This is a genomic window from Nocardioides alkalitolerans, assembly GCA_038184435.1.
GTDB lineage: Bacteria > Actinomycetota > Actinomycetes > Propionibacteriales > Nocardioidaceae > Nocardioides > Nocardioides alkalitolerans_A.
In genome coordinates, this window is sequence record CP116227.1 from 1,332,094 (window position 1) to 1,350,437 (window position 18,344).

Annotated in this window: 19 protein-coding genes and 1 riboswitch; of the genes, 13 read left to right on the forward strand and 6 right to left on the reverse strand. The window is 73.5% G+C overall.

Annotated features, from left to right (window positions below; all coding sequences use genetic code 11):
• Positions 1–120 precede the first annotated feature (120 nt).
• The 13 genes from PIR53_06425 (at position 121) to PIR53_06485 (ending at position 13,177) form a co-directional block, all read left to right on the forward strand.
• Positions 121–1,551 carry a hemolysin family protein gene (locus tag PIR53_06425; protein WZH53624.1) on the forward strand — a complete coding sequence of 477 codons (1,431 nt, stop codon included), beginning with the start codon at positions 121–123 and terminating at the stop codon, positions 1,549–1,551.
• On the forward strand, positions 1,548–2,603 hold the full coding sequence (locus tag PIR53_06430) for a hemolysin family protein (GenBank protein ID WZH53625.1): 1,056 nt from the start codon (positions 1,548–1,550) through the stop codon (positions 2,601–2,603). Before PIR53_06425 ends, PIR53_06430 begins: the two co-directional genes overlap by 4 nt.
• 99 nt (positions 2,604–2,702) lie before the next feature.
• The gene (locus PIR53_06435; protein WZH53626.1) at positions 2,703–3,377 is read left to right on the forward strand and encodes a CDP-alcohol phosphatidyltransferase family protein; all 675 of its coding nucleotides are present in this window, start codon (positions 2,703–2,705) and stop codon (positions 3,375–3,377) included.
• Complete coding sequence (locus PIR53_06440; protein WZH53627.1) at positions 3,374–4,258, forward strand: DUF881 domain-containing protein; 885 nt, start codon at positions 3,374–3,376, stop codon at positions 4,256–4,258. Before PIR53_06435 ends, PIR53_06440 begins: the two co-directional genes overlap by 4 nt.
• On the forward strand, positions 4,255–4,587 hold the full coding sequence (locus PIR53_06445) for a small basic family protein (protein ID WZH53628.1): 333 nt from the start codon (positions 4,255–4,257) through the stop codon (positions 4,585–4,587). The genes PIR53_06440 and PIR53_06445 overlap by 4 nt, the downstream gene beginning before the upstream one ends.
• A complete protein-coding gene (locus PIR53_06450) occupies positions 4,580–5,359 on the forward strand; it encodes a DUF881 domain-containing protein (protein WZH53629.1) in 780 nt (259 codons plus the stop codon). The genes PIR53_06445 and PIR53_06450 overlap by 8 nt, the downstream gene beginning before the upstream one ends.
• A 105-nt stretch (positions 5,360–5,464) precedes the next feature.
• A complete protein-coding gene (gcvH, locus tag PIR53_06455; GenBank protein WZH53630.1) occupies positions 5,465–5,845 on the forward strand; it encodes a glycine cleavage system protein GcvH in 381 nt (126 codons plus the stop codon).
• A 145-nt stretch (positions 5,846–5,990) separates the two neighbouring features.
• The gene (locus PIR53_06460; GenBank protein WZH54413.1) at positions 5,991–6,494 is read left to right on the forward strand and encodes an FHA domain-containing protein; all 504 of its coding nucleotides are present in this window, start codon (positions 5,991–5,993) and stop codon (positions 6,492–6,494) included.
• 2 nt (positions 6,495–6,496) lie between these two features.
• Complete coding sequence (locus PIR53_06465) at positions 6,497–7,246, forward strand: MerR family transcriptional regulator (protein WZH53631.1); 750 nt, start codon at positions 6,497–6,499, stop codon at positions 7,244–7,246.
• A gap of 50 nt (positions 7,247–7,296) precedes the next feature.
• Positions 7,297–7,764: a bifunctional nuclease family protein gene (locus PIR53_06470; protein WZH53632.1), complete on the forward strand. Its 468-nt coding sequence runs from the start codon at positions 7,297–7,299 to the stop codon at positions 7,762–7,764.
• Positions 7,765–7,953: 189 nt separating this feature from the next.
• Positions 7,954–8,568, forward strand: coding sequence for a MerR family transcriptional regulator (locus PIR53_06475; protein WZH53633.1), 615 nt, complete (start codon positions 7,954–7,956; stop codon positions 8,566–8,568).
• Between the two features lie 163 nt (positions 8,569–8,731).
• A riboswitch (glycine riboswitch) is annotated at positions 8,732–8,829 on the forward strand.
• 71 nt (positions 8,830–8,900) lie between these two features.
• On the forward strand, positions 8,901–11,807 hold the full coding sequence (gene gcvP, locus PIR53_06480; GenBank protein ID WZH53634.1) for an aminomethyl-transferring glycine dehydrogenase: 2,907 nt from the start codon (positions 8,901–8,903) through the stop codon (positions 11,805–11,807).
• A complete protein-coding gene (locus tag PIR53_06485) occupies positions 11,804–13,177 on the forward strand; it encodes a serine hydrolase (GenBank protein ID WZH53635.1) in 1,374 nt (457 codons plus the stop codon). The genes gcvP and PIR53_06485 overlap by 4 nt, the downstream gene beginning before the upstream one ends.
• A gap of 3 nt (positions 13,178–13,180) precedes the next feature.
• Here the strand turns inward: PIR53_06485 and PIR53_06490 are convergent, their stop codons facing one another.
• From PIR53_06490 to PIR53_06515, 6 genes are all read right to left on the reverse strand, one after another.
• Positions 13,181–14,230, reverse strand: a complete 1,050-nt coding sequence (locus tag PIR53_06490; GenBank protein ID WZH53636.1) for a YihY/virulence factor BrkB family protein — start codon at positions 14,228–14,230, stop codon at positions 13,181–13,183.
• Positions 14,231–14,232: 2 nt separating this feature from the next.
• Entirely contained in the window at positions 14,233–14,577 is a 345-nt protein-coding gene (locus PIR53_06495; protein ID WZH53637.1) for a DUF3618 domain-containing protein, read from the reverse strand.
• The gene (locus PIR53_06500) at positions 14,564–14,971 is read right to left on the reverse strand and encodes a phage holin family protein (GenBank protein ID WZH53638.1); all 408 of its coding nucleotides are present in this window, start codon (positions 14,969–14,971) and stop codon (positions 14,564–14,566) included. Before PIR53_06500 ends, PIR53_06495 begins: the two co-directional genes overlap by 14 nt.
• A gap of 10 nt (positions 14,972–14,981) precedes the next feature.
• Positions 14,982–15,302 carry a hypothetical protein gene (locus tag PIR53_06505; protein ID WZH53639.1) on the reverse strand — a complete coding sequence of 107 codons (321 nt, stop codon included), beginning with the start codon at positions 15,300–15,302 and terminating at the stop codon, positions 14,982–14,984.
• Between the two features lie 88 nt (positions 15,303–15,390).
• Complete coding sequence (locus tag PIR53_06510) at positions 15,391–16,782, reverse strand: metallopeptidase TldD-related protein (GenBank protein WZH53640.1); 1,392 nt, start codon at positions 16,780–16,782, stop codon at positions 15,391–15,393.
• The gene (locus PIR53_06515; GenBank protein WZH53641.1) at positions 16,779–18,311 is read right to left on the reverse strand and encodes a TldD/PmbA family protein; all 1,533 of its coding nucleotides are present in this window, start codon (positions 18,309–18,311) and stop codon (positions 16,779–16,781) included. The genes PIR53_06510 and PIR53_06515 overlap by 4 nt, the downstream gene beginning before the upstream one ends.
• Positions 18,312–18,344 lie beyond the last annotated feature (33 nt).

An 18,344-nucleotide genomic window follows, 5' to 3' on the forward strand; every position in this document is an offset into this window, starting at 1 on the left:
CTCGGCGGGCCGGCCCGACACCCTCGCCCCCGTGATCCCGAAGGACGGTTCGACCCCACCGATGGACGCAGCGGAAAGTCCGACGCCCCCTGACCACGACCACGTCGGGGGGCGACAGCGGTGACCGAGTGGATCCTGCTGGCCGTGTCGTTGCTGCTCGTGGTGGCCTGCGGGCTCTTCGTGGCGGCCGAGTTCTCCTTCGTGACGGTCGACCGCGGCCAGGTCGAGCGTGCCGTCGCCGACGAGGAGGTGGGCGCCGCCGGCGTGCAGCGGGCCCTGCGTCAGCTCTCCACCCAGCTCTCCGGCGCCCAGGTGGGCATCACGGTCACGAACCTGGCGGTCGGCTTCCTCGCCGAACCGGCCATCGCCGCGCTCCTGCGCGGACCCCTCGGCGCCGCCGGCGTCCCCGACGGAGCTGTCACGCCGGTCTCGGTGACCCTGGGTCTCGTCGTCGGTACGGCGCTGACGATGGTCTTCGGCGAGCTCGTGCCCAAGAACCTCGCCATCGCCCTCCCGCTGCGCACCGCCAAGGCCACCCAGGGCTTCATGCGGGCCTTCACCGCCGTCATGGCGGGTCCCATCCGCGTGCTCAACGGTTCCGCCAACTCCGCCGTGCGGCGTCTCGGCCTCGAGCCGCAGGAGGAGCTCCGCTCGGCGCGCTCGTCGCGCGAGCTGGCGTCCCTCATCGCGCGGTCGGCCGACCAGGGCACGCTCGACCCCGACACCGCCGAGCTGATGGGCCGCTCGGTCGAGTTCGGCGAGCGCACGGCGGGCGAGATCATGACCCCGCGGGTGCGCACCGACAGCCTCGAGCAGACCGAGCGGGTCAGCGCCGTGATCGCGCTCGCGCGGTCGACGGGCCACTCGCGCTTCCCCGTGCTGGACGCCGAGGAGAACGTCGTCGGCGCCGTGCACGTCAAGCACGCGGTGGGCGTCCCGGTGCACGAGCGGTCCACGACCCGCATCCGCAGCATCATGGCGCCGGCGCGCTTCGTGCCGGAGACCCTGCCGCTCGACCCGCTGCTCGCCCTGCTGCGGCGCGACGGGTTCCAGATGGCCGTCGTCGTCGACGAGTACGGCGGGCAGGCCGGCATCGTCACGCTCGAGGACGTCGTCGAGGAGATCGTGGGCGACATCGCCGACGAGCACGACCGGCTCGGCTCCCGCGCCCGGCAGCGCCGCGACGGCACCTGGTCGCTGTCCGGGCTGCTGCGCCCCGACGAGGTGGAGGACGTGACGGGCATCGAGCTCCCCGAGCACGAGGACTACGACACGGTCGCCGGCCTCGTCGTGCGCGAGGTCGGCCGCATCCCCGTCACCGGCGACGTCGCGGAGGTGCCGGTCCCCGGCCCCGCGGGCGACGACGACGAGCAGCCGCGCGAGCGGCTGGCCGTGCTGACGGTCGAGCACATGGACGGGCTGCGCGTCGACCGGGTCAGCCTGCGGCTGCTCGACGACCAGCCGGACGCGGGCGGGCCGGCCGACGGCCAGCAGGAGCGCGAGCACCGCGGCATCGCGGACACCCGCACCTTCCGGAAGGAGCAGCGGTGAACGACTACGTCGCGGTCGGGGTGGCCGTGCTGCTCCTGGCCCTCAACTTCTTCTTCGTCGGCGCGGAGTTCGCGCTGGTCGCGGCGCGCCGCAGCCAGATCGAGCCCATCGCCCAGGGCGGCTCCCGCTGGGCGAAGGTGACGCTGCGCGCGATGGAGCAGGTCTCCGTGATGATGGCGGGCGCCCAGCTCGGCATCACCATCTGCTCCGTCGGCCTCGGTGCCGTGGGCGAGCCCGCGGTCGCCCACCTGCTCGAGCCCGTCTTCGAGCTCGTCGGCGTGCCGCACGGCCTGGTCTACCCGATCTCCTTCGCCATCGCGCTGACGGTGGTGGTCTACCTGCACGTCGTGCTCGGCGAGATGATCCCGAAGAACATCGCCCTGGCGTCCCCGGAGCGCGCGGCCGTCGTGCTCGGGCCGCCCCTCATGGTCGTCGTCTTCGTGCTGAAGCCGGTGATCGTCGCGCTCAACGCGGTCGCGAACACCACCCTGCGCCTGCTCCGCGTGGAACCCAAGGACGAGGTGTCCTCGACCTTCACGCGCGAGGAGGTCGCGGCGCTCGTCGAGGAGTCCCGCGGCGAGGGGCTCATCGAGGCGGGGGAGTACGACCGCCTCGCCGGCGCCCTGGGCTTCACCGAGAAGCGCGTCGACGCCGTCATCATGCCGCTGGGCTCGCTGGCCACCGTGCCGCGCGGGGCGACCGTGGCCGACGTCGAGGACCTGTGCGCCTCCACCGGCTTCAGCCGGTTCCCGGTGCGCGACGGCGACGACCTGGTGGGCTACCTGCACATCAAGGACGTGCTCGAGACCGACGAGGAGCGGCGCGGCCGCGTGGTGGACGACAAGTGGATCCGCCCGCTCGCCGGGGTGCGCGCGACCGACCTGCTCCACGACGCGCTCGAGGTGCTGCAGCGCAAGGGCGCCCACATGTCGCGCGTCGTCGACGACGAGGGCCGCGTGCTCGGCCTGGCCACCCTGGAGGACGTGCTCGAGGAGCTCGTGGGCGAGATCCGCGACGCCGCCCACGCCGACGAGCCCACGGCGGCGGGCTGAGCCGGGCGGTCGGGCTGACGCGGGCGGACACGGGCGGACACGGGCGGCCCGACCGCCCGGTCCGCTCACCCGGGGGCGCCGGTGGCTAAGGTGCCGTCCGTGGCAGACGAGGTGACCCGCGACGCGAGGGTGTGGACGATCCCCAACGTCCTGTCGGGTCTGCGGCTGCTCGGCGTGCCGCTGTTCCTCTGGCTGGTCCTGGGCCCGGAGGAGGACGAGCTCGCCCTCCTCGTGCTCGTGGTCTCCGGCATCACGGACTTCCTCGACGGCTACCTCGCGCGTCGTCTTGACCAGCGGTCGTCCATCGGCGAGATCCTCGACCCCGTCGCCGACCGGCTCTACATCCTGGCCGTCATCGTCGGCCTCGGTCTCCGCGAGGTCATCCCGTGGTGGGTGGTCGTCATCCTGCCGCTGCGCGACGCGCTGCTGTGGGGCCTCGTGCCCTTCCTCCGCACCCGGGGCTACAGCGCCCTGCCCGTGCACTTCCTCGGCAAGGCCGCCACGTTCAACCTGCTGTACGCCTTCCCGCTCCTCCTGCTCGGCGAGGGCGACGGGGTCGTGGCGACGCTCGCGCTGGTCTTCGGGTGGGCCTTCGCGGTGTGGGGCATCGGCCTCTACTGGTGGGCCGGCCTCCTCTACGCCTGGCAGGTACGCCGCCTGCTCGCCACCACCGAGCCGTTGCCGCGGGCCAGGCGCGGCTCCCGCGACGTGGCCGCCCGGAGCACGGAGGACTCCGGTGTGGACACTGCTCCCCCCACGGACGGCGCGCGGTGAGCGACCGGTCGCCGATCACGCTGCCGCTGCTGGAGCGCGTCGTCCAGCAGTCGCTCGAGGGCGACTACGCGCACGTGGCGGCGCAGCGCGCGCGGGCCGGCGGTCCGGAGCAGCCCCGGGAGCGCCGGATCGGCCGCACGGCCGCCGTCGTCGTCGGCGTGTTCGGGCTGCTCGTCGCCACCGCCGCCGTGCAGACCGAGCGCCAGGCGGCGACCGACGAGACCTCGCGCACCGAGCTGGTCGGGCGGGCCAACGAGGGACGCGACCGGCTCGCCGACCTGCAGGACCGGATCGCCGACCTCACGCAGGAGACCACCGACCTGCAGGCTGCCTACGACCGCACCCTGGGCGACGAGAACGCGGTGGCCTCCGAGGTCGAGGCCCTCCGGCTCGCCACCGGCTACAGCGCGGTGACCGGCCCCGGGGTCCGCATCGTCGTCGACGACGGTGAGGACGGCGAGGACAGCCTCGTCATGGCCCGCGACCTGCGCCAGCTCGTGACCGGGCTCTGGGAGGTTGGGGCGGAGGCGATCTCCATCAACGGCCTGCGGCTCACGGCCCTGTCCTCGATCACCATGTCCGGCACGGCGATCACGGTCAACCAGCGTTCGCTCGCCCCGCCGTACGTCGTCTCGGCCATCGGCGACACGCGGTCGCTGCAGGCGGACTTCGCCGACACCGTCTACGGTCAGACCTTCTTCGCCGTCGTGTCGCGCTTCGGGTTGCAGGTCCAGATCGACAACGTGGAGGCCCTCGAGCTGCCCGCGGGCAGCACACCGGTGCTCCGCAACGCCCTCCCGCTCGGCGCCGACGCGCCGACGCTCTCCAGCCCGACCACGCCGTCCAGCTCGTCCAGCCGTCCCACGGAGGCCACCCCATGATCGCCGCCCTCGGCCTGCTCGTCGGCATCGTGCTCGGGATCGTGCTCGAGCCCGAGGTGCCGCTCGCGCTGCAGCCCTACCTCCCGATCGCCGTGGTCGCCGCGCTCGACGCGGTGTTCGGCGGCCTGCGCGCCTACCTCGACGGGATCTTCGACGACAAGGTCTTCGTCGTCTCGTTCGTCAGCAACGTGGTCATCGCCGCCGTGATCGTCTACCTGGGCGACCGCCTCGGCGTCGGCGGCCAGCTGTCGACCGGCGTCATCGTCGTGCTCGGCATCCGCATCTTCTCCAACATGGCCGCGATCCGCCGGCACGTCTTCCATGCCTGAGCACGTGCCGGAGCCCACCCCGGAGCCCACGCCGGACGCCGAGCGCATGGGGCCTCCCGGCGTCGCTCGCCTCCGGGACGCCCTCACACGCCCGTCGCGCAGCCAGGTGGTCGTCGCCGTCCTGCTGGCCGTCGTCGGCTTCGCGGGGGTCGTGCAGATGCGCACCACCGCGGAGGACGACACCTACTCGGGCTACCGCGAGCAGGACCTCATCGACCTGCTGACGGGCCTCGCCGGCACGACGCAGCGCGCGGAGGCGGAGATCGCCCGCCTCGAGGACATCCGCGACGACCTGCGCTCCTCCACGACGGCCCGCAGCGCGGCGATCGAGGAGGCACGTCGCGAGGCGCGCGCGCTGGAGGTGCTGGCCGGGACCGTCCCCGTCGGCGGGCCGGGCATCCGGGTGACCATCGAGGAGGCCGACGGCACGATCCGCGCCTCGGCGATCGTCGACATGGTGCAGGAGCTCCGCTCGGCCGGCGCCGAGGCCATCGAGATCAACGACCAGGTGCGGCTCGTCGCCGGCTCCTGGGCGATCCAGGACGGCGACGGCATCGAGGTCGACGGGGTCCCGCTCAGCCCGCCGTACGTCGTCGAGGCGATCGGCACCGCCAGCACCCTCGACGGGGCGATGTCCTTCCCCGACGGACCGACGCAGACCTTCCAGCGGGGGAACGCGGCCACCGTCGAGGTCGACGAGGTCGACCAGCTCGAGATCGCCTCGACGGTGCCCGACGTCGCCGAGCCGCAGTTCGCGCGGCGTTCCGACTGACGTCCCGGCCGCACCCGGGCCGACCCCGGGCCCGACCCCGGGGACGACCGCGGGCCGATGACCTAGGGTCGGGCACGACCGCAGCCGATCGACGCGAGGAGCGCCGTGTACCCCGACGACCTGAAGTACACCGCCGAGCACGAGTGGGTCCGCACCGGCGACGGGCCCGCCGTCCGGGTCGGCGTGACCCACTACGCGCAGGACGAGCTGGGCGGGATCGTCTACGTCACGCTGCCCGAGGTGGGGGAGACCGTCACCGCCGGCACACCGTGCGGCGAGCTGGAGTCGCACAAGTCGGTGAGCGAGATCTACGCGCCCGTCACCGGCGAGGTGGTCGCGGTCAACGAGACGCTCGACGCCACCCCGGAGGTCGTCAACGCGGACCCGTACGGCGACGGGTGGCTGTTCGAGGTCGTCCCGGCCGACGCCGACGCCGTCGACGGGCTCCTCGACGCCGCGACGTACCAGGCCGACCTCCCGGGCTGAGGTCCGGAGGGCTGGACCGCCCCCGGCGACGGGCCCTTTCGGCTTGATCGAACCAGCGTGGCTGATAGGTTCTCACCACCCGACACCCTCAGCCGCGTGCTGAGGGTTCGTGCCATCGACGAAGGACGCTCAGGAGGCCCTCACCATGCCGTTCTGCACAGCCTGCGGTAGGCAGAACCCGGACGACGCACGGTTCTGCTCCCAGTGCGGCACCAAGATGGTGACCTCGGCGCCGAGCGCGGTGTCGGACGCGACGGCGACGATCTCGATCCCGTCGTCGTCGGCAACGGAGAGCTCCGACCGCGCGCTCAACGCGGTCGACGCCGCCGCCGTGGACGCCCTGCCGCCGGGCCACGCCCTGCTCGTCGTGCAGCGGGGGCCCGGCGCGGGCAGCCGGTTCCTGCTCGACACCGACCTCGTGTCCGCCGGTCGTCACCCCGACAGCGAGATCTTCCTCGACGACGTCACCGTCTCCCGCCGTCACGCGGACTTCCGCCGCGACGGGGGCGTGTTCACCGTCAGCGACGTCGGGAGCCTCAACGGCACCTACGTGAACCGTGACCGCATCGACGAGGTCACGCTCAAGGACGGCGACGAGGTGCAGATCGGCAAGTACCGGCTCGTCTTCTTCTCGGGTTCGCCGGTCTGAGCATGGCCGCACCCGGCCCGGCCCCGCGCCGGAGCGAGGACGCACCGGCGGGTCGTCTCACCATCGGGCAGGTCCTGGACCTGCTGCGTCCGGACTTCCCGGGGATCACGATCCCCAAGATCCGCTTCCTCGAGGACAAGGGGCTCATCAAGCCCGAGCGCACCTCGGCGGGCTACCGCAAGTTCTCCGCGCACGACGTGGAGCGGTTGCGGTACGTGCTGGTCATGCAGCGCGACCACTACTTGCCGCTCAAGGTGATCGGCGAGCACCTGGACGCCATCGACCGCGGCCTCGAGCCGCCGCCGATCGAGGGCCTGCAGCCGCAGGTGCCGAAGGTGGCGCTGGCGTCCGACGGCCTCCCCGGTCCGGAGGAGTTCCGCCGGCGCACCTCCATGCGCCTCACGCGCCGCGAGCTCGTCGAGGTGGCCCGGATCGACGACGCGTTCCTCGCCGTGCTCGAGCAGTTCGGGCTGGTCCGCGCGAACGCGTCGGGCCACTACGACGCGGAGGACCTCGTCGTCGCCGACACCGCCCGCGAGCTCGACGCGTTCGGCATCGAGCCCCGGCACCTGCGCGCCTTCCGTGCCGCGGCGGACCGCGAGGCGGGCCTGGTGGAGCAGGTCGTGGCGCCCGTGCGTCGCAGCCGCGACGCCGCGGCGGAGGCGCGCGCCGCGGACACCGCGGCCCAGATCGCCGCCCTCACGGTGCGCCTCCACGCCACGCTCGTGAAGGCCGCCCTGCCCGACCGCTGACGGCGGCGGCCGCACCGCCCGGGTTCGGGGGTGCGTCTATGGTGGACGTCGTGCGCGAGGTCGATGTCGTCGGAGTCCGGGTGGAGATGCCCTCCAACAGTCCGATCGTGCTGCTGCGCGAGGCGGCGGGGGAGCGGTACCTGCCGATCTGGATCGGTGCCGTGGAGGCCACCGCCATCGCGTTCGCGCAGCAGGGGGTGACGCCGCCCCGCCCGCTGACGCACGACCTGATGAAGGACCTGCTCGAGGCGACCGGCAATGCTCTCGAGGAGGTGCGGATCGTCGAGGTGCGCGACGGCGTTTTCTTCGCGCTGCTCGTGCTCGCCTCCGGCGTCGAGGTCAGCGCCCGTCCGTCGGACTCCATCGCCCTGGCGCTCCGCACCGGCTCGCGCATCGTGTGCGCCGACGAGGTGCTGGACGAGGCCGGTCTGGCCGTCCCCGCCGAGCAGGAGGACGAGGTCGAGAAGTTCCGCGAGTTCCTCGACCACGTGACGCCCGAGGACTTCGAGTCGGACTGATCCGGGGGCCAGGTCTGACCCTCAACTTGAGATTGAGGCTTCCGGTCGGCGTGTCGTGCGTTGACCGGGGTACGGGTGCCGCCTACGTTGGAGCCCTTCGCTGTAACTCCACCGTTGTGCTCCGCACGACACCCTTCCCCCACCGGAGTTGCGATGCGCGGAGGAACCGGAGAAGAGGTCGCAGTGGGCATGAACGACGAGCAGCACGTGCGCGGTGCTGCTGACGACCGCGCGGTCGTCGAGGCGACCGAGGTCGCCGAGGAGCAGGGTCTGCTGTTCACCGACGACGTGTCGCCGCTCCCGAGCGACCAGGGCTACCGCGGTCCCACCGCGTGCAACGCCGCGGGCATCACCTACCGCCAGCTGGACTACTGGGCCCGCACCGGGCTGGTCGAGCCGACCATCCGCGGCGCGAAGGGCTCGGGCTCGCAGCGGCTGTACTCCTTCCGCGACATCCTCATCCTCAAGATCATCAAGCGTCTGCTCGACGCGGGGATCTCGCTGCCGCAGATCCGCACGGCGATTTCCCACCTGCGTGAGCGCGGCACCGACGACCTGACGCGCGTCACGCTGATGAGCGACGGCGCGTCGGTCTACGAGTGCACGACCAACGACGAGGTCATCGACCTGCTCCAGGGCGGCCAGGGCGTGTTCGGCATCGCCATCGGCGGTGTCTGGCGGGAGATCGAGGGCTCGCTCGCCGAGCTCCCCAGCGAGCGCACCGGCGACGACGCCGCCGCGGCGTCCTCCGGTCCCTCCGCCGTCGACGAGCTCGCCGCGCGCCGCGCCCGACGCATCGGCTGACCTCTCCCCGCGCCGTACGGGCGTTCCTCCTCTCCCCGTCGTCCCTGACGTTCCGCACCGTGTCGCCCCTCCGGGGCGGCGTGTCGAGTGCGGAACGTCAGGGACGATGTCGTCGAGGGGGGCGGTACGCCGCCGTGCCGGGTGCTAGGTTGGCGGTCGCTGCTCATCCCGTGCGGGAGAGCCTCCGCGGGTCCGCCCGCGGCGCGCCGAAGGGGCAATTCCTCCCCGGAACCTCTCAGGCACCCGGACCGCACGGGCAGGCGACTCTGAACCGCACGCCGTGGTCGGGACAGAGGGGGAGGCGAACCGGCCGACCCCGAACGGAGCGCCTCATGGACGCCGATCCCACGACCCCCGACCTCGCGACGGACGACGTGCTGGGCTTCGCCCGCCGCCACATCGGCCCCGACGCCGATGCCGTCGCCACCATGCTCGCCCGCCTGGGCCACGAGTCGCTCGACGCCCTCATGGACGCGGCCGTGCCCGCCTCCATCCGTGACCGCGACGTCCGTCTGCACCTGCCCGCGCCGGCCTCGGAGCAGGACGTCGCCGCCGAGCTGCGCGCCCTCGCCGCGGCGAACGGCCTGGCGGAGCCGATGATCGGGCTGGGCTACCACGGCACCGTGACCCCGGCGGTGATCCGCCGCAACGTGCTCGAGGACCCGAGCTGGTACACGGCCTACACGCCCTACCAGCCCGAGATCTCCCAGGGCCGGCTGGAGGCGCTCCTCAACTTCCAGACGATGGTGGGGGACCTGACCGGCCTGCCGACCGCGAACGCGTCCCTCCTCGACGAGGGCACGGCGGCCGCGGAGGCCATGACGCTCGTGCGGCGAGCGAACCGCAAGGCCCGCGGGCCCTTCGTGGTCGACGCCGACGCGCTGCCGCAGACGATCGCGGTCGTGCGCACCCGCGCGGCCGCCATGGGCATCGAGGTCGTGGTGGCCGACCTCGCCGGCGGACTGCCGTCGTCGGTCGCCGAGACCGGCCTGTGCGGCGTGCTGGTGCAGTACCCCGGCGCCTCCGGCGAGGTCCGCGACCCCCGGCCGGTCATCGACGCCGCGCACGAGCACGGCGGGCTCGCCGTCGTCGCCGCCGACCTCCTCGCGCTCACCCTCCTGGAGTCCCCGGGCACGCTGGGGGCCGACGTCGCGGTCGGCTCGACCCAGCGCTTCGGGGTGCCGCTCTTCCACGGGGGACCGCACGCGGCGTACGTCGCGGTGCGCGCCGGGCTGGAGCGGAACCTCCCCGGGCGCCTCGTCGGGGTGTCCGTGGACGCGGAGGGGCGGCCGGCCTACCGGCTCGCGCTGCAGACCCGGGAGCAGCACATCCGTCGCGACAAGGCCACCTCCAACATCTGCACCGCGCAGGTGCTGCTCGCGGTGGTGGCGTCGATGTACGCCGTCTACCACGGTCCCGACGGACTGCGCCGGATCGCCGAGCGCACCCACGACCTCGCCGCTCGGGCTGCCGCGTCGCTGCGGGCGGCCGGTCTCGACGTGCCGACGACCGCGTTCTTCGACACCGTCACGGTCCGGGTCCCCGGCGGCGCCGCCGGGACGGTCGCCGCGGCGCGGGACGAGGGTCTCCACCTGCGGCTCGTCGACGCCGACACGGTCGGCGTCGCGTTCTCCGAGGTGAGCGGGCCGCACACGCTCCGCGCCCTCCACGCGGCGTTCGGCGTGGTGCCTGTCCGCGTGGACCCGGCCCGTGACGCCCTTCCCACCGCGCTGGCCCGCACCACGCCGTACCTCACCCACGACGTCTTCTCGAGCCACCACAGCGAGACGCAGATGCTGCGCTACCTGCGCCGGCTCTCGGGACGCGACTACGCGCTGGACCGCGGCATGATCCCGCTGGGCTCGTGCACGATGAAGCTCAACGCCACGACCGAGATGGAGCCGGTGAGCCTCCCGGGCTTCGCCGACCTCCACCCCTTCGTGCCCGCGGAGGACGCGGCCGGCTACCGGCGCCTCGTCGCCGACCTTGAGGGCTGGCTGGCCGAGGTGACCGGCTACGACCGCGTGTCGATCCAGCCCAACGCGGGCTCGCAGGGCGAGCTCGCCGGCCTGATGGCGATCCGGGCCTACCACGAGGCGCGCGGCGACTCCGCCCGTGACGTCTGCCTCATCCCGTCCTCGGCCCACGGCACCAACGCGGCGTCCGCGGTCATGGCCGGCATGCGGGTCGTGGTCGTCGCCTCCCGCGACGACGGCGGCGTCGACCTCGACGACCTCCGCCGCGCCTGCGCGGAGCACGCCGACGACCTCGCGGCGATCATGATCACCTACCCCTCGACCCACGGCGTCTACGAGGACACCGTCACCGAGCTCTGCGAGGTCGTGCACGCCCACGGCGGCCAGGTGTACGTCGACGGGGCCAACCTCAACGCCCTCGTCGGCCACGCCCGACCGGGGGCCTTCGGCGGCGACGTCTCCCACCTCAACCTGCACAAGACGTTCTGCATCCCGCACGGCGGCGGCGGTCCCGGCGTGGGCCCCGTGGCCGTGCGGGCGCACCTGGCGCCGTACCTGCCCTCGCACCCCCTTCACCCCGACCCGGAGCGGCGGGACGGGATCGGCCCGATCAGCGCTGCGCCGCACGGGTCGGCGGGCATCCTGCCGATCTCGTGGGCCTACGTGCGCCTCATGGGGGCCGCGGGGCTCGCGCGGGCGACGGCGGTCGCCGTGCTGTCGGCGAACTACGTCGCCGCGCGACTGGGGGAGCACTTCCCGGTGCTCTACCGCGGCGCGAACGGGCTGGTGGCCCACGAGTGCATCCTCGACCTCCGGCCGCTCACGAAGGCCACGGGCGTGACGGTGGACGACGTCGCGAAGCGGCTCGTCGACCACGGCTTCCACGCGCCGACCATGTCGTTCCCGGTGGCGGGGACCCTCATGGTGGAGCCGACCGAGTCGGAGGACCTGGCCGAGCTCGACCGCTTCTGCGACGCCATGATCTCGATCCGTGCGGAGATCGCCCGGGTCGAGGCGGGGGAGTGGAGCGCGGAGGAGTCGCCGCTGCGCCACGCGCCGCACACGACCCGCGCCCTGGTCGGCGAGTGGGACCGCGCCTACTCGCGCGAGACTGCCGTCTTCCCCCAGGGCCACGACGTCGACAAGTACTGGCCGCCGGTCGCCCGCATCGACCAGGCGTACGGCGACCGCAACCTCGTCTGCGCCTGCCCGCCCCTCGAGGCCTTCGCGGAGGACGGGGTCCTCGTGGGGGAGGGCGCGTGAGGGACGACGCGCCGGTCCTGGCCGGCACCGCCCGCGCGCTGCTCACCCGCGTCGCGGAGACCCAGGTCGCCGCCCGGGCGCCGTCGCTGGTCGCCGGCGTGGTGCGGGACGGGACGCTCGTGTGGTCGGGCGGCTGGGGCGAGGTGCCCGGGCCGGTCGAGGACACGCAGTACCGCATCGGGTCGATCACGAAGACGCTCACCGCGGTCGTCGTGCTGCAGGCCGTGCGCGACGGCCTGCTCGACCTCGGCGGCAGGATCGACGAGGCCCTCGGCGAGCCGATCGGCACCTACGGCGACCGCACCCTCCGCCAGCTGCTCTCCCACACGTCGGGCATGCAGTCCGAGCCCGCGGGCGAGTGGTGGGAGCGCACGGAGGGCGGCTCGTTCGCCGACCTCGTCGCCGCCAACCCGGGCGCGGGCGCGGTCTTCCCGGCCGGCCAGCAGTACCACTACACCAACCTCGGCTTCGCCCTGCTCGGCGAGGCGGCCGCGCGCGTCCGCGGCACGGACTGGTGGTCGCTCGCGCGCTCCGCCGTGCTCGAGCCGCTCGGGATGACGCGCACCTCCTACGGCCCCGAGGCCCCGCACGCCAGCGGCGCCTCGGTGCACCCCTACACGAGCGAGCTGGTGCCCGAGCCCGCCACCGACACGGGGGCCATGGCACCCGCCGGGCAGGCCTGGTCGACGGTCACCGACCTGGGCCGGTACGCCGCGTTCCTCGCCGCCGGGCACCCCGACGTGCTCGACGGGCCGTGGCTGGACCTGGCGAGCCACCCGGTGGGCGCCACCCGCGCGTCGGGCCTGGCCAGCGCCCACGGGCTCGGGCTCGCCCTCCTGGCGGGCGGGTCCGGGATGCTCCGCGGCCACACCGGCTCGATGCCCGGCTTCCAGGCGGCCTGCTTCGTCGACGCCCCGCGCCGCACGGGAGCGGTCGTCCTCGCGGGCTCGACCACCGGCGTACCGGCGGGCGGGCTCGCCGTCGACCTGCTCGAGCTGCTGCACGCGCACGAACCGACGCTGCCGACGCCCTGGCGGGCGCCGGCCGCCGTGCCCGCGCTGGTGCGGGACGTCGTCGGGGTGTGGCACTGGGGCAACACGCCGTACGTCGTGCGGGTGGAGGGCGCAGCGGGCGACGAGGTCGTCGTGCGTCGCGGTGGCGCCGTGGCGCACCGGTTCGCCCTGCGCGGCGCACCGGGGGAGGAGCGGCTGGTCGGCACCGGCGGCTACCACGACGGCGAGACGGTCGAGGTGCACCGCCGCCGGGACGGCAGCGTCAGCCACCTCGTCGTGGCGACGTTCGTCTACACGCGCACGCCGTACGACCCCGAGGTGCCGGTGCCGGGCGGACACCCGACCACCGGCACCTGAGGGTCACCCGTCGCTCGAGGCGGCGCCGTCGGACCGCCGTCCGGCGGCGTGGCGGAGCTCGCGTCCGTCCTGCACGTCGTCCGCGTGCTTCTCGTCGCTCTTCTCGATGGCGTGGGTGTCGCGGGGCGGGAGCTGGATGCTCTCCTCCGCGGCGATCCCGGCCTGGAGCTCGCGACCGCGCTCCAGCTCGGCGTCCAGCTCGGCGCCGAGCAGCAGCGCGAGGTTGGTGATCCAGAGCCAGAGCAGGAAGACCGCGACCCCCGCGAGCGACCCGTAGGTGCGGTTGTAGCTGCCGAAGTTCGCCACGTAGAAGCCGAACGCCGCCGACGCGACCAGCCAGACGACGATCGCCAGGACGGCGCCGAGGCTGATCCAGCGGAACCTCGGCTGCTGCACGTTGGGCGTCACGTAGTAGAGCAGCGCGACGACCAGCACCACCGCACCGAGCACGACGGGCCACTTCGCGATGTTCCAGACGAGCACCGCGGTGTCGCCGAGGCCGATGGCGTCGCCCACCGCGGACGCCGCCGGGCCGGTCAGCACGAGGGCGAGCGCGACCAGCGCGACGAGCACCACGGCGACGGCCGTGAGCAGCAGCATCACCGGACGCAGCTTCCACACCGGCCGACCCTCGCGGATCTCGTAGACCCGGTTCATCGCCCGGCCGAACGAGCCGACGTAGCCCGAGGCCGACCACAGCGCCGTGGCGAGACCGACGACGAAGGCGACGCCGGCGGTCTGCGAGGAGGCCAGCTGCTGGAGCGTGGGCTCCAGCGTGGTGGCGGCGTTGCCCGCGCCGACGTCCCGGAGCACCTGCAGCAGCGTGTCGACCGTGGCCTGTCCCTGCCCCACGAGACCTACCAGCGCGAGGAGCGCCACGAGCCCGGGAAAGAGGGCCAGGACGGCGTAGTAGGTCAGTGCTGCCGCGAGGTCGGTGCACTGGTCCTTGCCGAACTCCCGGAACGTGCGGCGCAGCACGTAGCGCCACGACGGCGCCTCGATGTCGCGGACCTCGTCGGGCTTGCGCGGGTCGTCCGGCGGAGGAGCCCCCACGCCTAGCCCCTGCGCCGCCGGACGACGACCCCGACGACGAGACCCAGCACGAGCAGGCCGCCGGCGACGCCGAGGGCGACGGGCGTGGGCCTACCGCGGTCGTCGGTCAGCTGCTCGCGGGCGTGCGCCGCCGCCTGGGCGGCCTGCCCGGCGGTCACCTCGGCGGACGCGCGGGCGTGCTGCACGACCTCCTCGGCCTTGTGCTTGGCGCGTCCCGTCACGTCGGCCTTCGCCGCCAGCGCCTCGACGGTGTCGGCCAGGTCGGCGCGGGTCTGCGCGACCTGCTCCTCCAGCTCGGCGACGCTCGGCTGCTGCTGCTCGTCGCTCGATCCCTCAGGCGTGGCCATGCTCGCGGGCCTCCTTCACGGTGCGGACGTCGGTCTTGAGCCCCTCCACGGCGCGCTCGGGCACCGGGGGAGCCGCGTGCTTGACCTGGCTCCGGCCGACCACGGCGAGCAGGGCGGCCAGGAGAAACAGGGCCGCGGTCACGACGAGGGCGGCGAGCCAGGCGGGCAGCACCAAGGCGAGGGCGATGATCACCGTCGCGATCAGCGCACCCCCGCCGTACAGCGCCAGCACGCCGGCGGCGCCGAACGCCCCCGCGCCGAACCCGGCGTACTTCACCTTCTGGGTGATCTCCGCCTGGGCGAGACGGATCTCGCCGCGGAGCAGCTCGGACGTCTGCGTCGACAGGCGCGCGATCAGCTCGCCGGTCGTCTCGTCCCCGTGGACGCTGCTCACCGGCAGCCCCTCACGCGCCGAAGGCGGAGCCGGGCTGCGCGGCGCCGGCCGCGTGGGCGCCGCCGTTCTCGCCGCCGTCTCCGCTGTCGTCGCCCCGGACCTTCTCGGTGACGGTGTGGGCGACGTCGCTCGCCTTGCCGCTCACCTTCTCGGCGACCTGCGGGGCGGTCTCCTTGACCTTCTCCTGGGCCTGCTCGACCTTGTCCTGCACCGTCGGGTTCTGCCAGGCCTTCTGGGCCTGCGCCTTCAACTGCTCGTAGCGCTGCGTGCCGGCACGCGCCCCCAGCACGTACCCGATCCCGATCCCGATCACCAGCGTCAGCTTGCGCATGTCCGTCTCCCTCGGTCGGTGGTCCGGCGCTCGTGCGCCCGCTGCGCCCGGCCGGCGCAGCGGGCCACCGGTACCCACCGAGGCGCGCCTACTGCGCCTGCGACACGCTCGACATGTTGAAGTCGGGGATCCGCAGCGCCGGCGTGGCGGTGCGCGAGAAGTAGTCGCCCCACTCGCGGCTGAAGCTGAGCTCGGTCGCGCCGGCGTGGCTGAACCGGTTGAGGAGGTCGACGGGGCTCTCGTTGAAGCGGAAGTTGGTGACGAGACCGGTGATCTCGCCGCCCTCGACCAGGTAGACCCCGTCGCGGGTGAGGCCGGTCAGCAGCATCGACTGCGGATCGACGACACGGATGTACCAGAGCGACGTCACGAGCAGGCCCCGCTCGGTGCCGGCCACGAGGTCCTCCGTCATGCCCTCTCCGCCGGCGACGTCGAGCACGAGGTTGTCCGGCGCCGGGTTGACGGGGAGACCCGTCACGCGCGCCGAGTGCCGGCTCGTCAGCAGCGAGGTGAGCACCCCGTCGCGGATCCAGTCCGTCGGCACGATCGGCAGGCCGTTGTCGAAGACCGAGGCGCTCTCGCTCGAGGCGGTGGTGTGGACGAACGGCACGGCCTCGAGCCCGGGGTAGGCCGGCGCCGAGTGCAGCCGAACGCCGGGCGCGGCGACCTGCTCACCGACGCGCGTGCCGCCGCCGGGACGGCTCCACACCGACTGCCCGTCGTGGGCGTCGAGCGCCCCCGAGATCCACAGCAGGTAGATCATGAGGTCGGCCGTCGACGTCGGGGGGAGCACCGTGTCGTAGCGCCCTGCGGGCAGGTCCACCCGCCGGCTGCCCCAGCCCAGGCGGCGCGTCAGCTCGGCCTCGAACGCGACCGGGTCCACGTCGGTGAAGTCGCGGGTGGCGCCGCCGACCCACGCGCTCTGGTCGAGCGACGTCGGCTTGGCCGTGCACGCCCAGTGGCCGGTCGGCTGCACGTGCCGCAGCCGCAACCCGGTGGTGGAACCGACGTAGACCGTCGCCACCTCGTGGTCGACGAACCCGTAGAGCACCCGACCGCCGCCCCCGGCGGTGCCGAACGCCGTGCCGAGAGCGGGCGCGACCGCGTCGTACACGCCGATGGAGGTGCGGGCCGGCGGCTCCGCCCAGTCGGGGGCAGCGACGCCGCTGACGAGGTCGGCGGCGTCGTCGGCGACGTCCGCCGCCCGCGCAGCGGCGTCCGCCAGCTCGACGAGGGAGAGGACCTCCGCGAGGTCGCTCGCCGCGCTCGTGACCGAGCCCACCGCGACGCCGTCGCCGCGGCGGTCGAAGGCGAGCACCGACACCTGGATGCCGCTCATCTCGCCGTTGGTGGTGAGGGTGTTGTTGGCCCAGCGCAGGTTGGCGCTGGAGGTGGTGCGGACGATGACGACCGCGTCGTCGCTACGGCTGGCCTCGAGGGCGCGCTCGACGAGCTCCTGGGGCGTGGGCGAGGTGGTCACTTGCCCGCCTCCTCTCCTGTGTTGAGGATCCGTACGCCGCGGAACAGCGCCGTCGGGCAGCCGTGGCTCACCGAGGCCACCTGGCCGGGCTGGGCCTTGCCACAGTTGAACGCGCCTCCCAGGACGTAGGTCTCGGGGCCGCCGACGGCCTCCATGGAGCCCCAGAAGTCGGTGGTCGTCGCCTGGTAGGCGACGTCGCGCAGCTGGCCGGCGAGGCGGCCGTCCTCGATCTTGTAGAACCGCTGCCCGGTGAACTGGAAGTTGTAGCGCTGCATGTCGATCGACCACGACTTGTCGCCGACGACGTAGATCCCGCGCTCGACGCGCTCGATGAGGCCCTCCGTGCTGGGGCCGTCGGGATCGGGCTGCAGCGACACGTTCGCCATCCGCTGGATCGGGATGTGGCCGGGCGAGTCGGCGTAGGCGCAGCCGTTGGAGCGGCCGTCGTTGAGCTCGGGCTTCTGCCGGCCCATCACCCGGTCGAGCTGGTAGCCGACGAGCACGCCGTCCTTGACGATGTCCCACGACTGGGTGGCGACGCCCTCGTCGTCCCAGCCGATCGACGCCAGCCCGTGGGGCGCGGTGCGGTCGCCGGTGACGTTCATGACGGGCGAGCCGTACTGCAGCGACCCGAGCTGGTCGTAGGTCGCGAAGCTCGTGCCGGCGTAGTTCGCCTCGTAGCCCAGCGCCCGGTCGAGCTCGGTCGCGTGACCGATGGACTCGTGGATGGTGAGCCACAGGTTCGAGGGGTGGATGACGAGGTCGTAGGTGCCGGCCTCGACGCTCGGCGCGCGCAGCTTCTCGGCCAGGAGGTCGGGCATCTCGGCCAGCTCCGCGTCCCAGTCCCACCCGCCGGCGCCGGGGCGGCCGACCAGGTACTCCCACCCGCGGCCCACGGGCGGGGCGATCGACGTCATCGAGTCGAAGATGCCGCGCTCGGCGTCGGCGCCCATCGCGGTGACCTCGGGCATCAGCCGCACCCGCTGCTGCGTGGTGCGCGTGCCCGCCAGGTCGGCGTAGAACTTGTTCTCCCGCACCTGCCGCAGGCCGGCGGTGGCGTGGCCGACGACGTCGTGCGCCCGAAGGCGCTCGGTGAAGTCGACGAGCAGGGCGACCTTCTCGGCGACGGGCACCTCGAGGGGGTCGATCTCGTAGGGCGAGGTCCACGACACGTCGGCGTAGACCGGCTCGTCGGCCAGCTCGACGGGGACGGTCGTCATGGCCGCCGCGACCCGGGCGACCTCGACGGCCCGCTCCGCCACGTGGCGGGCCTCGGCCTCCGTGAGCACGACCCCCGACGCGAACCCCCACGCCCCGCCGTGGACGACACGGACGGCGAAGCCGACGTCCGAGCTGTCCTGCGTGCCGAGCAGCGAGCCGTCGCGGACGTGCAGGTCCTGGTAGCGCACCCGCTCGAACCGGAAGTCCGCGTGGGTGACCCCCAGGTCGGCCGCACGGCCGAGGGCGACGTCCGCCAGGTGCCGGAACGGGAGGTCGAGGAATGACGCGTCGATGCCGAGACCGCTCATGCGACCGAACCTAGACCACCGGGCCACGGCACC